The following is a 14,705-nucleotide window of genomic DNA, read 5'->3' as shown; positions in this document are numbered from 1 at the left end:
AACATTAGTTACAAGTAATAATATAAATTACATGTAACTACTTTGTCAACAGGTGAATGAAAACTCTCGGACTTTTTTAGAAATTAAGGTATACTATACTTGTAACCATACCAATTACATTATTATAAAATTTTAAAAGAAGGTGCTTTACATGTCTATAAGCAGTCGTTTTGCAGTTGGTATTCATATACTGACTCTTATTGAAATAAATAAAACAGGCGTCAACACCTCAGAGTATTTAGCAGGCAGTGTTAATACAAATGCTGCTGTTATCAGAAAAATCATGGGGATGCTTAAAAGTGCAGGTTTAGTTAACGTGCGTCCAGGTATTGCCGGGGCACAATTGGCAAAAGGCCTTTCAGAAATCACTTTGTTCGATGTGTACAAAGCAGTTAATGTTGTTCAAGAGAAAGAATTATTTAGTATCCATGACCATCCGAACCCTGATTGTCCTGTAGGCAGAAATATTCAAGACACCGTACTGCCAATATTTGCGATTGCTCAATCAGCTATGGAGAAAGCTTTAAGTAATGTTACACTTGCTGATATTGTGAATGATATTAACGAAAAAGAGCAGGCAGTCGATCAATAGAAGAATATTATGTTAGGAGAAGTTTGGCCGTCCGCTAAACTTCTTTTTTGCATTAATTCATCTAACTAACAGCACACAACTAAAGTTTTTCTATAGGCCCCCGATTTATTTCACTCCTTATCCAAAGTTGTCACCCAATAGGCATCCCCGCCAGCAGGCGCAGTTTCTCTGACTTCTCCGCTAGAGTAGATTTTCACTTCCTGTCCTATAGATAAATCTTTTATTATCTGATTCGGTATGTAGGCAGGCAGTTCAAATACTATCCCTTGGTACATATATTTTTTGTTTATTTCATTAGTCGTTTTATTCTTTATATCATCAGCCGTGCCTTCCACAACCCAAATAGTCGAGTCGCTCACCTCCAAAATCACACCTGTATAGCTTGGTATGGTAGTGAAAAAAAACAATACACTTAATGCGGCTATAACTAAAATAGTTGTAATGATGATAAGTAGTCGTCTTAGTATTTTATGCAAACAGCTCTCTCTCCCTCCCTCAGTAACATTCTTTAGTCCTTTATATATTCTTGATAAATTGAATTTGTCCTCCCTTACTCACAGCAACTAATAATTCCATTTATTATGAATAAAAAATGGAAAACTATTGAGAATAATAACAGCAATATACTAACTATTTAAGGAGCATAATCGATGAAAAAGATTTTGTTAATGAGCTTTATTTTCCTTTTTTCCTTAAGCATGGTGACTAGAACTAACGCTTACGCGAAACCGCAAGAAAAATACGTTAGCCAATCACAGGTGGATTTTGAAAATAATTTCCGAAAGCTTTGGATTGACCATGTTTTGTGGACAAGTAATTATATTACAAGTGCCACAACAGCAGGAGCAGAGGATCAAAAACAGGTTTTGACAAGACTTCTGAAGAATCAGGAGGATATCGGTAACGCAATAAAGCCAATGTATGGAGAAAAGGCAGGAAACAAACTAACAGAGCTGCTTAAGGAGCATATTGTTATAGCAGGAAAGATTGTGGATGCTGCGAAGAGCGGAAATAAAACCACCGTTAGCCAGCTAAACAAGGAATGGTATAGAAATGCGGATGACATAGCTGCTTTCCTCAGCAGTGCCAACCCTTTTCTAAAAAAAGACGAGCTAAAAAAATTATTGGATATGCATCTGCAATTAGTTACGAATGATTTAACGGCAAGCCTTGCAAAAGACTGGAATAAAAGAATTGCTTCCATTGACGAGGGTGTTACTCATATAATTATAATGGCAGATGGCCTTTCAGCAGGAGTTGTAAAACAATTCCCTGACAAATTCAAATAATAGGAAAACAGGCACCTCCATGAGTAGGGAGGTGCCTTTATCTTTAATCTATTGACGATTTCTTGCTTGGAATAAGCTTGTTGCTAATAATGACATTATTAATATAACTTCTGACAAATTTGTGATCGCACCACTGTTAACAGGCAGCTTTATAGCATTCATCACAATCATTACCAATGAGCCAATAAAAAACCACACCCATTTTTGCTTAACGAGTACTATAATCGATGCAATCAGCAAAATTATTGCTACGACGATTACCATAATTGGAGGCCCACCACTATTAACTGAGCTATACGTTAACACACCATATTCCCATTTAGGAGCAATTTGCAGGCCGATAATCTCTTTATACAACTCTACTATTATTAGAATGGTAGTTAAAACATAAGGAGCAATCTTAAAACTGATACTTCTTGTTAAAGAAATATTTGTTTTGTTAACAGCAGCCCATGCATAAAAAGTAAGAAACGGTGTAAAAAGTCCATGAAGGAGGAAGCGTAATATGTTAAGTTGTTCATTTAAATTACTTTCTCCTAAAAATCTACCAATCGTAATTACTCCATTATCGTAAAGAAGTCCAATAACAACGGGTAATAGGAAAAACAGACTAAGTATCGGCGACCTCGTTAGTTTTTTTACAATAATTAATAGCATAACACAATAGAAAACGGTATATAGCAAAAATAACAAACTGTCCAGAGTGTATTCCCTCCTTTCTTTAATTTATAGGATGCTAACTAATATATAGTGGATAAAGTGTTAGTTATTCCCGAATTTATTTGCTTCCACCCAGTCCTCAATTGTTTCAACTATGATATCTTGTTGTTCCTTAACAGAAATTTTCGCTTCATTATCACCAGATTGCTCTCCATACACACCAAATTGGGCATGATTTCCGCCTTCAATTTGAAAATACTCTGTTGTACTTGGTAAAAGACTTTTCTTTTCCTTTATTTTTTCAGGTGTACTTAATCCATCTTCTGAGCCGCTAATAGATAAAACCGGAAGGCTGGACTTAAATAATGACTCATTGTCAGCGGCATAAGAACCTAAAAAGATAAGCCCCTTCACTTTACCGATGTTTTTATCAACATACATTGCTGCTGCAGCACCACCCATTGAATGCCCGCCGATTAACCAATCTACATCTTTATATTTTGTTATCATTTCGTCTGCTTTTTTGTAATCAAAGATAGCTAAATTTAATGTTAGCTTTGGAATTGCCACCATCATATTATTTTTAGCTAACTCCTGTGCCAAATAACCATAAGCTTCAGGCTCCACCTTTGCTCCTGGATATAGAATAATTCCAGTTTTACTGCTTTTATCTCCATAAATAAGCCAATCATCTTCTTTAATATAGTTATTATCCATAGCTATCGCTGGGTCTTCCGCTGCTTTATACGTCATTTGCGTCCATCCAATAAATACTGCAACCGCAAGTACTAAAATGATTACTACTGCTAAAATACTCTTTTTGTTTATTATTTTTTTCATTATGTCTTCCTACCTTCTTGCACTGAAGTCACTTACTATAAATTAAATCAGCGCAATTCCCTTTCTTTATTTATAGTTAATATTTCCTTAAGTCCAATATCTAAACAGTTTAAGGCTAATCATGGACCAACTACCTTTAAATACTCCCTTTATCAGAATTAACATATGTCTAAAATGACATATGTTAATATTATAATACTAAGCATTATTCAAATTAGTCAAGTTAGTATGATATAATGCAAAAATATATAAATAATTGAAAAGAGTGGTATACGTGAGTTTACGGTATGCTTTATTAGGAATCATTTCCAAGAAACCGGTTAGTGGCTATGAAGTAGTTAACATATTTAAAGAGCAAGTAGTATATTTTTGGAATTCAACTCATAGTCAAATTTATACAGAGCTCCATAAATTAGAAAAGGAAGAATTACTTGAACACGAGCTTATTATTCAAAACTCGCTGCCGAATAAGAAAATCTACACGATAACAGAGTTAGGAAAAAAAGAACTGATTAACTGGATTCTTAACCATTCTGTGAAACCTGCCAAAATAAAAGATGAGTTCCTTATTAAAGCAGCTGCTTTTGATATTTTAACAATAGACGAAATAATGACTTTGTTAGATGAGGTAATTGCTCGAGAAGAAAGAATTTTAAATATGACAAAAGAGTGGAAGGATCATTTCACAAAGGAAACCTCCAAGCAGAATTTAGGTGCCATCATAACATCAGAATACGGCATCCGCTATGCGGAAATGTATGTTAATTGGTGCAAATGGGTGAAGGAATATATTAGCAATAATCCGCCTGTTTAAAAGCGGTTGGAGATCTCATCAAAAAAAGTACTCATAAACATGAGCACTTTCTTTTGCATGCTATTCCCTTATAAATAAACCACAGCTCTTTTTGGATGACAGTAATCTCATGAATTTCCTTTTTTACTTCAAATAAGGAATCCTTCAATAACGCGTTTTTAGAATGCTTCTGAAAGTCTTTAATAATTATTAGTGCGTCCTGCCTTTTATTAGCAATTACTTTATTTAACCGTTCAAGCTCAGCAAGAATCACCCTTTTCATCATCATTACCTCCAGCTTCTTTGCTTTACCATTCTGCCTTTTCTCCAGCATTAATTATGTAAGAAAAGGAATGATGGGACAAACAATATCGTTCGTCAATTAACGACAAATACGTCTCTTTTAGCGAACAACTGAGGTATTTGAGTCTTATTAGTAATGATCCTCCTCATATAAAGATGCAAAAATTATTATGGCTATCTTAATGATATGCCCGGCTTGGTTAGCGGCACTTAACCATTTCTTAGGCTATTTCGGTGCTATTAATCTTGTTGGGTTGCCAACTGCTGTATGCCTTGCAGGTACATCCTTTAAGACTAGTGTCAGTGCGCCGATTTTTGCCCCTTCTTCAACGGTGATTGCCCCTAATACTGCCGCACCTGCACCAATAAACACATGATTGCCTATCTTTGGATGACGTCTTCCCGGTCGATTATTAACGCCGCCAAGTGTGACTCCTTGGTAAATAACAACATCATCACCAATTACGGTTGTTTCTCCGATAATTACACCTGTGCCATGGTCAATTAATAGTCTTTTTCCAATAGTAGCAGCTGGATGAATTTCTACACCTGTCAGCACACGAGCAAGCTGAGAGATTAACTGGGCAGCTAAGTGAAGCCGCTTTTTCCACAATACATGTGAGACTCGGTAAAACCAGACCGCATGTAAACCAGAATATGTGAGAATCACTTGAAGATTTGACGTAACAGATGGGTCATAATTTCGCACCATTTCGATTTCTTCTGAAAAGGCAGACTGCTTCTTTCTAGATAATTTCCTTGTATTAGTCTTAACTAGTTTCATAATATGTTCTCGACATCTGTTATGGCTTGATCAAGCATGGAAATCCCTTCTTCAAGCTCTTCATAACTAACTGTGAGCGGAGGTGCTATTCGGAAAACGCCCCCCATACCAGGTAAACAGACAATGTTCATATGAAGGCCTAATTCAAGGCATCTTGCTGTGATACGATCGCCTATTGCTTCTGAGCGCTCTTTACTTGTTTTATCCTTAACAATCTCAATACCTTGCAGCAATCCACGCCCTCTCGCATCACCAACAACCTCGTGTTTTTCCACAAGTCTTTTAAGTGCGGCTGCTAAATAATCCCCTTTTTCGCGTGCTGCCACTATAAGGTTCTCTTTTGCAATCACATCCATCACCGTACAGCCAACGGCAGCTACAAGCGGATCATTAACATGCGAAGTGTAAAATACGAACCCTTTGTCATAAGCCTTTTGTTCAATCTCTGCTGTCGTGACAAGGGCTGCGAGCGGCAGTCCTGCGCCGAGGGTTTTTGATAATGTCAAAATGTCAGGTGTAACATTGTCATGCTGAAATCCATACCATTGTCCAGTACGTCCAAAGCTTGTTTGGGCCTCATCAAAGATTAACAGCATGTCTCTTTCACGACATTTTTTCTTTAACGCGGCTAAGTATCCAGGCGGAGGAACAAGTATGCCGCCCCCAGATACAATTGGCTCGACGATACATGCTGCCAAGCTGCCGACAGATTGGGCATCGACCATCGCAAAACCGTAGTCCAGCTGCTTTTGCCAATCAAGCTTCCCATCTCTGTCAACAAAATCAGGGCGATACTCATATGGAGTTGGAATGGCCAGTTGTCCAGGTGTGCCAGGCAATCTGCTTTTACGAGCTGAAGCATATGTTGCCCCTGCACTTGCTTCTGTTAAACCATGCCAAGATCTGTTAAAGGAGACAACCTCAAATTTCCCTGTTACCAGCTTTGCCATTCTTAATGCCGCTTCATTTACTTCCGAACCAGTTGACAGCGGGATTACCTTTGTTAAAGGATTTGTTACCGTCTCGGCAATATGTGTACAAAGATTAATGCTTGGTCTTGATAACATACCACTGAACAAATGGTCAAGACGGCCAGCAGCTTCTTGTAATGTTGCCACAACTTCAGGATGAGAATGACCGATCGTCGATGACATCTGCCCTGAAGTAAAATCTAAAATCCTTCTCCCCTCTTCCGTATAAACATAGCTTCCCTTTGCATAGTCAATAATTTCCGGAATAAAGAATGGTGCACCATATCTTCCAACATGTTTTTCAACGTCTCCCCATGGATTGCTTCTCTTTTTGTATGGATACATCAACATAACCTCTCTCCTCTAATTAATTTGCTCTTTATATGCTTAATGTTTATTATTAGTTAATAATAAACACAAAACAATCAAGTTTTTATTAACAATTAGTTTAGCTATTCTTAAAAGGGGAATTCAGATGCTCAACACTTGGCGATTACAATTACTAGTACAATTCGAAACCTTAGGAACGATGCACCGGGTTGGCGAAGTCATGTACATTAGTACAGCAACAGTTTCTCAGCAACTTAGCATATTGGAAAAAGAAACCAATACAATCCTGTTTGAAAAGATTGGGAGGAGAGTTCAATTGACACACGCAGGCCGAACTCTTGCCAAACAAGTCAGACCAGTCCTTGATCAACTCGAACAAATTGAAAACACACTTAATGACACATCTGACATTATTCAAGGAACTGTCCGGATTGCCTCCTTCTCAAGTGCCTTACGTTCTATCGTCATTCCTGTAGTATCACAATTAGAGAAGCAATTCCCGCGTGTTCACATTAGATTAACAGAATTAGAGCCTGATAAGAGTCTGCCCGCACTTGATTCCCAACAATTTGACTTAGCAGTTGTCGCCTATTTTGAAAAGCCTCAGAAGCTTAAGCAATATGATCACAGTCTCGTTGAACTTGGAAGCGATCGGCTTATGGTTTTAGTTGGGGAAGAACATCCATTAGTACAGCAATCTGCTATAAGCATCACTTCACTATCGGAGGAGAATTGGGTAATGGAGCCTGATGGTACATACCTTTCTGAATACACGCAGAATCTATGCAGTAACGCCGGATTCCAGCCTCATGTTTTAAATGTCTTTCAAAGCTATTCCGCCATCCAAACAGCAGTTGCAAATAATCTTGCAATTGGAATTCTGCCGAAGCTCGCAGTAACAGACCAAGCAGACGGTGTTCACCTTCTTGATTTACAGCCAGAATCAACACGGCATATTTATCTTGTCGCCCGCAAGCCTCAAGCATCTAACCGCGCCATCCAAATTGTGACGGAAGCGATAAAAGCACAAGCGAAGCTAGTGTTTACTACAGAATAGTTAGAAATAAGAGCATAAAAAAAATAGACAACGAGCCACATAGGTCGTTGTCTATTAAACTAATTACAATCTATCAATGATTGATATTCACTAAATATTCAAATGCTGTTATCCCAAACACATTTTTAAAATGTTTATTTAGATGGGCCAAATCAACAAACCCACATTCTGCCACTGCTGAATAAATGTCTTTATTCTTTTCGATCAACTGCTTTGCCCGTTCTATTTTGCAGTTAAGAAAGTATTGATACGGCGAAATTCCAGTATGAGCTTTAAAGTAGCGAATAAATTGGAATTTCGATAATTGCAGTTCACTACTGATTGCATCCAGCTTCGGAATAGTCATAAGATTTTCATAGAGCATTTCCTTAGCTTTCTTGATAAGCGCATTATCTTTCTTAAGGTCAGTCGAGAGATTCGTCTTAACAAGACCTTCAGTGAGTGATAGGAGCAGCTCACTGCATAAATCATCATCCTTTTCCGTCAGGATTGCCTCAGATAGTCTTACAATTTTTTGTTTAAGCATATTATCATAAACAATTGGCTCTGAAAATCTGATCCTATCTCTTTTCCCCATAACCTCCAAAAGCAAGTGCGGGTCCAAATATAGCATAACATATTCCAAGCCTTCCTTATCATGTGCCATACCATCATGGGCCTGCTCTGGATTAAACAACATAACACCATTCCGATGCGAAAGCTGTAAGCTACCATCTAAGTTATAATGTTGTATCCCTCTTAATGTAACACCAATGGCATACTCAATATGAGAATGCCTTTTATACGTAAAATCTGTCATGCTTGCAGCCAAGGCTGTTATGCCAGCTGATTTTTTATAGATGAATTTGTCCATTATAGCCCCTCTACTCTCTACATCCAAATCATGAAAGTCGAATACACTAAAAATAGTGCCATCAGTGTATTCACCGTTTTTTCGTGCTGCTGTAAAAAGTTCTTAAATAATGCTCCAAAAAGCACCCATGTGATAAATGCTAAAAATCCAATTACGGTGATTGCCATTACACTTAAAATAATCTTAGACAAGGAAAGATGGTATGGCATGATAAAGGTTGGAATGACTGTTAATGTAAATAACAATACTTTAGGATTTAAAAACTGCAAGAAAAAACCAGACAGGAATGTACCTGATTGCTTTTCATTTGCTTTTGGTTTTTCATTGTTTGTTTTATAGACTTGATAAGCTAGATAGAGCATATATATACTTCCGATAATCTGCATTAGTATTAATATTTTTGGGATAAAAGTTACTAATATAGTGTTCAGAACTGCAGACAAACTTAATAACAAACCAAAGGCAATTGTTGCACCATATGTATACTCCATTGCCTTTTTTGTTCCGTTATTATGTACTGTTGATAATATAACAATATTAGTAGGTCCTGGCGTAAACGTTACGATAAAGCAGTACAGTAATAATGACGTAATATTCATGAGATACACTCCATTCTTGATATTCTCATAAATATTACACCCCCCATAACAGAGCATATAGTATATTATTGCAAGGAACATTGACCTAGTAAAGATTCATTCAAAAAACAGCCTTTCCGCCACGTCCTATTCCCTCTCTTTCAAATATTAGAAATAAACCCCATAAATCTGGGATACTCCTTTAATCATTGTTTTTATACACTTAATATGTACTTGGTTAGCTATATATCAAATTAAAAAACATTCACAACATTATGTTAAAGCAGGAGAGGCGTGGTTTATTTGGAAAAAAAAGATATTATTGTAATCGGCGGATATGGACATGTAGGTAAACTTATTTGCAAACAATTAGCGGATTATTATCCAGGCAATGTATACGCTGCTGGCAGAAGCCAAGAAAAAGCAGAGAGGTTCGCAGCTTCAACAAATGGAGAAGTCAAGGCAATGGTACTTGATATTAATCAAGCAGTACCAGCAAATATATTAGCTACCGCAAAACTAGTAATCGTTTGCCTCGAGCAGGAAAATGTGGCCTTCGCTGCCTCTTGTCTTGAATCTGGCATTGATTACATCGATATATCTGCTTCTTATACCTTTTTGCAAAAAGTGGAGGAGCTACATCAATCAGTTGTTCAATCAAATGGCGCAGCTCTTTTGAGTGTTGGTCTTAATCCAGGTGTGACAAATTTACTCGCCAAATGGGTTGCAGACAAGATGGACACAACTGATAGTATTGATATCTTTTTAATGCTTGGTTTAGGTGATACACATGGACATGCTGCAATAGAATGGACGATCCAACAAGTAAAAACAGACTTTCACAAATGGGAAAATGGACGGCGAATACTAAAAAAGAGCTTTGTCGGCAAGGAGACAGCCTATTTTGGCAAAAAGCTTGGCTTTAGAAAGGCTTACCCCTTTAACTTTGCAGATCAGCATGTATTGCCTAAAACAATTAATGTAGATCCTGTCAGCACTTTTCTGTGCTTTGATTCACGATTAGCGACAGGGAGCTTTTCCATTATGAAAAGACTTGGACTTATTCGTTTTCTTCCAGATAAATGGACAACAAACATGTTCAAACGGGTGAGCATCGGTGAACCGATGTTCCATGTCAAAATAAGAGGCAAAGGTATAAAAGCTGGTAAAGAAGTTGTTTTAGAAACAGATCTTTCTGGGCAAGAAGAAGCCAAAATAACTGCCTATGTGACAACATGGGCGGCAAAATATATGTATGAATTCAATAACCGCAAAGGAGTATTCCATTTAGAAGAAATAGCTGATTGGACGTCTGTTTATGAGGCAATAAAACCAGATATTGTCTGGGAAATATCTAGCGACTAAAAAACTCCATGTTTTTATTGCCAATTTTTCTTTACCGCCAAAACTAAATTAAATACATCGAATAACAATGGTGAATTTAACCAAACTAATCCTATAAGGCGGTGGAGTTATTGAAAAAAATAGGGAAATTCCAGGCAGTCATGTGGAGTATTGCTCTGCCCGGATTTAGCCAATTATTAACTGGTCAATATTATAAAGGAACTTTATATGTCCTAACTGAAATCCTGATAAATGTCTACAGTCATTTTAATACTGCCATTATGTACAGCTACTTAGGAGAATTTGCAAAAGCGGAAGAAGTTATTAATTATCAATGGTTATTATTTTATGCTTGTTTGTATTTTTTTGCTATGTGGGATGCATATCAATATGAAATGCCTGCTAGTGAAGAGTTGTCCTTTCTTCCCTTCCTATCCGCCGCTGCTTTTGTAACACTTGGCCTTATTTATTCTAGTAAAATTAAACTCTTTGGCCACACATTAGGACCGGTATTTATGCCAATGATGTTTGTAGTACCTGGCGTAGGGATTGGTTTTATAGTCCGGTATCTGATATTGAAATTAACACCTGAAAAGCAGAGTTATTCGTAACAGGGATTTTAATCTCTGTTTTTTATTTCACTAGTTTATATGATAAATTAATTTTCATTATCCTGCCTGTGTAAACATGCTTTACCTGTAGGATAAGCCAAAGTAAAAATAAAACGCCACTAATACTAAACAAACAAAAAGGAAATACATAATACCAGTCAATAAAATCGCGATGCACAATGAAAAAGTTTCCTGCTTCAAAGCCTTCTGCACCTATAAATAATTCATTCATCCAATCGTTTTGGTTTAATTCACTTGGAAACACATAAGCTGCTTCTTTTACATCCATGTCATAATAGCTAAGGGCACGATTATCGCTTTCCTGATAAATAGCAACACTTTCAAATGAATGAAACTTTTCGTTTATCGCCTGAATAGAATACCCCATTTCCCGAAAATCGCTTTGCGAAAGTTGTTTATCATTTTCAATTTGGCCGACAAGTTCTTCTCGAGATTTACGATAATTATTTGTAATAGAATTTGCTATAAAGAGACTAATAATGCCAAAGATTAAAACAACAAGAAAACAGTAAAATAACACCCTTATTGTTCTATTAAAGCCCAAAAGCTGCATACTGCTCCCTCCCAATTATCATTAAAGGAGAATATTCTATTTTTAATTTTGAATCCCTGCACAAGTGGAAAATAATACTATAAATATTTCTTATTGTACAAACAGAATGGAAGATGCTGTCTCATCTCCCATTCGATTTAAACACATACAATAATTCTTACCGCAATAAATGCTCGTCCTTATTAGTTGTGACCCATTGTTAATACGATAAAAAGATAAAATAATATCCAAATCCAAGTAGGAAGTATTTCAAACAACATAAAGATCCTCCTAACATAACTTGATTATCTAATATATGATATGTAGAAGGTACTAAAAGTGTAATCGTTTCCATTTAAAATAACGTTGATTTTAACATCATGAAGTAAACAGGTTCTACCCAAATAAAAAACTTATCATCATTAAGCGCTTTGCAGAATGAAGGAATATGACCTGGGCTCTTTCAACCAACAACTTGCATTCATAAAAAATAGGCTGCCCGCCCGGCAACCTTTATTGTTAATTCTTCATTTTATTGAAAATACCAAGGCTGAAAATTAATATCCCGCTAATCATATATGAATATATAAATCCATTTAAGATTGGCTTTAATTCACCAGCACCCAAGTTTTGATTAGCATACAATAAATTTAGAGACATATAACCTAATGGTGTACTTAATAATATTAATATAATACCGATTACAAATTGCTTTTTCAAAAGCTCCCCCCCTGACCATACAATATATTCTCTTGTGCACGACTTAAGACATTTGTTCAAGATGTGTCTGAAGCTTCACAAGTTTGTCTTGTATTCGCTGCTTTAACGATGCTGGTTTAATTGCTTTTATATTGCTGCCATATCGCATTAGATAATCAGTAATAAACTCCTCTTCTCCTCGATTATAAAAGCCTTTTATCACTGTTTTGTCTCCAATTTCAATTGACATGGAAGGATAATTTTCTTTATAAAAAATATCTATTGCATGCACAGCAATTTCCACCTCAAAATCAATGCTATTCTCTGCACGTTTTATTTGCATCGAACGCTGCAGGAGATCCTCTAAAGAAAAATTCGATTTTGTCTCCCTTTCTTCTATATACGTGATTCGGTCACAGCGAAATACTCTAAATGTTTTTGTTTCAAGCTCAACACCTGTGGCATACCATTGACCAAACTTAGCGGAAATCTTAAAGAATTGGATAAAATAACTTTTTTCAACACCAGTCTTTTGATGTAAAATCCTACAACTGCTTTCCTCGAGAATACTTAATAAAATCCTGTCAAGAAAATGACTAACATAATGATGCAAATTCACTTCAAGCTGGAGAACTTTTTTCATTTGGTGTATGTGCTCTATTTGCTTTGGTGGAAGACAATTTTCAAACTTCTCATTGAGCTTTTGGATACTTACATGAAATGGTGTTGATTGATAGGAATCAAGTGTAAGCATCGCAAAATATAATGCGTATATTTCATCCACTGTAAAATGAATAGGCGATAATAATCTGTTTTTTAATATTCCATACCTACCATATCTGCCATGTTCTGCAAAAATGGGCATTCCTAATTGTTCTAGAGAGCTTAAATCACGCAGAGCTGTGCTTTTGGAAATATTATATTCATCCATAAGATCCTGTAAGTTGAAGAATTCTCGATTGTTTATGTACCGTATCATGTCGTTTAATCTTTCTGATTTTTTCATTTTAAGCTCCTTTAAAGGTGTCATTAGTTGATACCTTTATTCATTATAATAAGACTTGTTAGCGGATATCAAATGAATGAAGGAGATTGATAATATGAATACTACCCTTGAAGCAGCCATTTTCTTATCAATGAATGGAAAAGCGAAAGAAGCAATTGAGTTTTATAAAACACATTTTAATGCAAAGGAGTTAATGCTTGTGTCGTATCAGGACATGGCAAAGCGTGACTCTTCCATGAAAATTACAGAAGAAAATAAAAATTATATTGCTCACTCTGTCCTTCAGCTAGGAATAACGAAGCTTATGATTGCAGAAGAAACGATGAACACGAGCGAAGCCTATACTGTTGGTAACAATATCTCACTGTGTATTCAAAGTGCTGATCAAACAGAAATTGAACAATTTTATAAAAGCTTAACCTCTGATAATCGCGTTAAAGTCATTCTTCCCCTGTCTAATAACATTTTTAGTAAGGCATATGGGGTTATTGAAGACCCATTTGGAATTCAAATTCAGTTAATGTTTGATGATAGATTATAACAAAAGAAGCCTTTGGATATTTTCAAAGGCTTCTTTTGTATTAATATCCGCGAATAATAAAGTCTGCCCTGTTAACAGGTTGATGTGCTTTGACATACATATCCTCAGCAATCATCCAGTTTTTTTCCCATGTTGTTCGTGCGTCTTCGCCATCTCTTTCTATCCCTCGTGTCAAGCGCATTTCTCTTGGACAATCTAACCATACTGTAACATCATATAAAGCTACTAATTCGGTTCGCAGTGTATAAACTCCCTCAATTACAACAATTCCACCGATTGGAACAGCATGCCATTCAGCTAATTTATCTGTTGCCCAATCATATCTTTGATAATATCCAGCTGTCTCCTTGCTTAAGGGATTTATAACTTCCTTTAATAGCCGTCTCCAATCAAAGTCAGCACCTATAGACTTTTGCGCAGGTTCTGAATTTGTTATTAATGAGGTAGGAAGATAAAAATCATCCATATGAACAATGGTAACATCACAGAAATCATCTCTTAGTTTCTGTGCAAATGTGCTTTTACCAGAACCCCCACACCCATCAATACCAATCAAAAATGTGGACTGATTTCTAGATTTTTTCCTCAAACTTTCTACCCTGTTTCTTAAAGAATCATAGTCTTGTATATCTCGCTCATACATAATATCCACCTACCGAACATAATGAATACGCTTTTAAACAGGCAACGGAGTATCTGGACGTTTAGGACAATAGCAGCATTCCGGATCACTGCATTTCCCTTCTTTCCATACGTTACAATAAGGACAAAAATATGCATCAAATTCTTCATAATACACTAAGTGGAACTTACAGTTTAAGCATCGCTGTTCCGTATCAATAAAGCCATCAACCTCAAAGCCATCTATAATTACTAAATCATCTACTTCTTCTATTTTCAT

20 protein-coding genes are annotated in these 14,705 nt (G+C 36.3%); 7 read left to right on the top strand and 13 right to left on the bottom strand.

The features are described 5' to 3' along the window. The first annotated feature begins 151 nt into the window (after positions 1-151). Positions 152-592 carry an Rrf2 family transcriptional regulator gene (locus tag CEQ21_RS03485; protein ID WP_185763263.1) on the top strand — a complete coding sequence of 147 codons (441 nt, stop codon included), beginning with the start codon at positions 152-154 and terminating at the stop codon, positions 590-592. 110 nt (positions 593-702) lie between these two features. On the opposite strand, the gene CEQ21_RS03480 is transcribed toward CEQ21_RS03485, so the two are convergent. Continuing rightward, positions 703-1,068 (bottom strand): DUF3221 domain-containing protein, encoded by a 366-nt coding sequence (locus CEQ21_RS03480; RefSeq protein WP_185763262.1) that lies wholly within the window; start codon positions 1,066-1,068, stop codon positions 703-705. 174 nt (positions 1,069-1,242) lie between these two features. Between CEQ21_RS03480 and CEQ21_RS03475 the strand changes: the two genes are divergently transcribed. Further along, entirely contained in the window at positions 1,243-1,881 is a 639-nt protein-coding gene (locus CEQ21_RS03475) for a glycosyltransferase (RefSeq protein WP_185763261.1), read from the top strand. Positions 1,882-1,929: 48 nt separating this feature from the next. Here CEQ21_RS03475 and CEQ21_RS03470 read toward each other — a convergent pair whose 3' ends face one another. Together CEQ21_RS03470 and CEQ21_RS03465 are read right to left on the bottom strand one after the other, a co-directional pair. Beyond that, entirely contained in the window at positions 1,930-2,538 is a 609-nt protein-coding gene (locus CEQ21_RS03470) for a hypothetical protein (protein WP_185763260.1), read from the bottom strand. A gap of 105 nt (positions 2,539-2,643) precedes the next feature. Further along, the gene (locus CEQ21_RS03465) at positions 2,644-3,381 is read right to left on the bottom strand and encodes an alpha/beta family hydrolase (RefSeq protein ID WP_185763259.1); all 738 of its coding nucleotides are present in this window, start codon (positions 3,379-3,381) and stop codon (positions 2,644-2,646) included. 274 nt (positions 3,382-3,655) lie between these two features. On the opposite strand from CEQ21_RS03465, the gene CEQ21_RS03460 reads away from it, so the two are divergent. Continuing rightward, complete coding sequence (locus tag CEQ21_RS03460; RefSeq protein ID WP_185763258.1) at positions 3,656-4,195, top strand: PadR family transcriptional regulator; 540 nt, start codon at positions 3,656-3,658, stop codon at positions 4,193-4,195. 31 nt (positions 4,196-4,226) lie between these two features. Here the strand turns inward: CEQ21_RS03460 and CEQ21_RS03455 are convergent, their stop codons facing one another. From CEQ21_RS03455 to CEQ21_RS03445, 3 genes are all read right to left on the bottom strand, one after another. Then, positions 4,227-4,463, bottom strand: coding sequence for a hypothetical protein (locus tag CEQ21_RS03455; RefSeq protein ID WP_185763257.1), 237 nt, complete (start codon positions 4,461-4,463; stop codon positions 4,227-4,229). 240 nt (positions 4,464-4,703) lie between these two features. Continuing rightward, entirely contained in the window at positions 4,704-5,261 is a 558-nt protein-coding gene (cysE, locus tag CEQ21_RS03450; RefSeq protein ID WP_213087325.1) for a serine O-acetyltransferase, read from the bottom strand. After that, on the bottom strand, positions 5,258-6,583 hold the full coding sequence (locus CEQ21_RS03445) for an aspartate aminotransferase family protein (protein ID WP_185763256.1): 1,326 nt from the start codon (positions 6,581-6,583) through the stop codon (positions 5,258-5,260). Before CEQ21_RS03445 ends, cysE begins: the two co-directional genes overlap by 4 nt. Positions 6,584-6,707: 124 nt before the next feature. Here CEQ21_RS03445 and CEQ21_RS03440 point away from each other — a divergent pair, with 124 nt between their 5' ends. Further along, complete coding sequence (locus CEQ21_RS03440) at positions 6,708-7,619, top strand: LysR family transcriptional regulator (RefSeq protein ID WP_185763255.1); 912 nt, start codon at positions 6,708-6,710, stop codon at positions 7,617-7,619. 73 nt (positions 7,620-7,692) lie between these two features. Here CEQ21_RS03440 and CEQ21_RS03435 read toward each other — a convergent pair whose 3' ends face one another. Together CEQ21_RS03435 and CEQ21_RS03430 are read right to left on the bottom strand one after the other, a co-directional pair. Further along, a complete protein-coding gene (locus CEQ21_RS03435; protein ID WP_185763254.1) occupies positions 7,693-8,472 on the bottom strand; it encodes a helix-turn-helix domain-containing protein in 780 nt (259 codons plus the stop codon). A gap of 17 nt (positions 8,473-8,489) precedes the next feature. Next, a complete protein-coding gene (locus CEQ21_RS03430; RefSeq protein WP_185763253.1) occupies positions 8,490-9,071 on the bottom strand; it encodes a LysE family translocator in 582 nt (193 codons plus the stop codon). 282 nt (positions 9,072-9,353) lie between these two features. On the opposite strand from CEQ21_RS03430, the gene CEQ21_RS03425 reads away from it, so the two are divergent. Then, the gene (locus CEQ21_RS03425) at positions 9,354-10,415 is read left to right on the top strand and encodes a saccharopine dehydrogenase family protein (protein WP_185763252.1); all 1,062 of its coding nucleotides are present in this window, start codon (positions 9,354-9,356) and stop codon (positions 10,413-10,415) included. A gap of 101 nt (positions 10,416-10,516) precedes the next feature. Further along, positions 10,517-11,005, top strand: coding sequence for a hypothetical protein (locus tag CEQ21_RS03420; protein ID WP_328593451.1), 489 nt, complete (start codon positions 10,517-10,519; stop codon positions 11,003-11,005). Between the two features lie 22 nt (positions 11,006-11,027). Here the strand turns inward: CEQ21_RS03420 and CEQ21_RS03415 are convergent, their stop codons facing one another. The 3 genes from CEQ21_RS03415 to CEQ21_RS03405 all read right to left on the bottom strand — a co-directional run bounded on the left by CEQ21_RS03415 (position 11,028) and on the right by CEQ21_RS03405 (position 13,263). Further along, positions 11,028-11,579 carry a hypothetical protein gene (locus CEQ21_RS03415; RefSeq protein WP_185763250.1) on the bottom strand — a complete coding sequence of 184 codons (552 nt, stop codon included), beginning with the start codon at positions 11,577-11,579 and terminating at the stop codon, positions 11,028-11,030. A 498-nt stretch (positions 11,580-12,077) separates the two neighbouring features. Beyond that, positions 12,078-12,278 carry a glycosyl transferase gene (locus tag CEQ21_RS03410; protein ID WP_185763249.1) on the bottom strand — a complete coding sequence of 67 codons (201 nt, stop codon included), beginning with the start codon at positions 12,276-12,278 and terminating at the stop codon, positions 12,078-12,080. A gap of 43 nt (positions 12,279-12,321) precedes the next feature. Then, positions 12,322-13,263, bottom strand: a complete 942-nt coding sequence (locus CEQ21_RS03405; protein WP_185763248.1) for a helix-turn-helix transcriptional regulator — start codon at positions 13,261-13,263, stop codon at positions 12,322-12,324. 94 nt (positions 13,264-13,357) lie between these two features. Between CEQ21_RS03405 and CEQ21_RS03400 the strand changes: the two genes are divergently transcribed. After that, positions 13,358-13,804, top strand: a complete 447-nt coding sequence (locus CEQ21_RS03400; RefSeq protein ID WP_185763247.1) for a VOC family protein — start codon at positions 13,358-13,360, stop codon at positions 13,802-13,804. A gap of 40 nt (positions 13,805-13,844) precedes the next feature. Here the strand turns inward: CEQ21_RS03400 and CEQ21_RS03395 are convergent, their stop codons facing one another. Then, positions 13,845-14,447: a uridine kinase family protein gene (locus CEQ21_RS03395; protein WP_185763246.1), complete on the bottom strand. Its 603-nt coding sequence runs from the start codon at positions 14,445-14,447 to the stop codon at positions 13,845-13,847. Between the two features lie 33 nt (positions 14,448-14,480). After that, the gene (locus tag CEQ21_RS03390; RefSeq protein WP_185763245.1) at positions 14,481-14,705 is read right to left on the bottom strand and encodes a hypothetical protein; all 225 of its coding nucleotides are present in this window, start codon (positions 14,703-14,705) and stop codon (positions 14,481-14,483) included.

It is taken from the genome of Niallia circulans (assembly GCF_007273535.1).
GTDB classification, from domain to species: Bacteria; Bacillota; Bacilli; order Bacillales; family Cytobacillaceae; genus Niallia; species Niallia circulans_B.
This window is presented reverse-complemented; position numbering and strand designations above follow the sequence as displayed.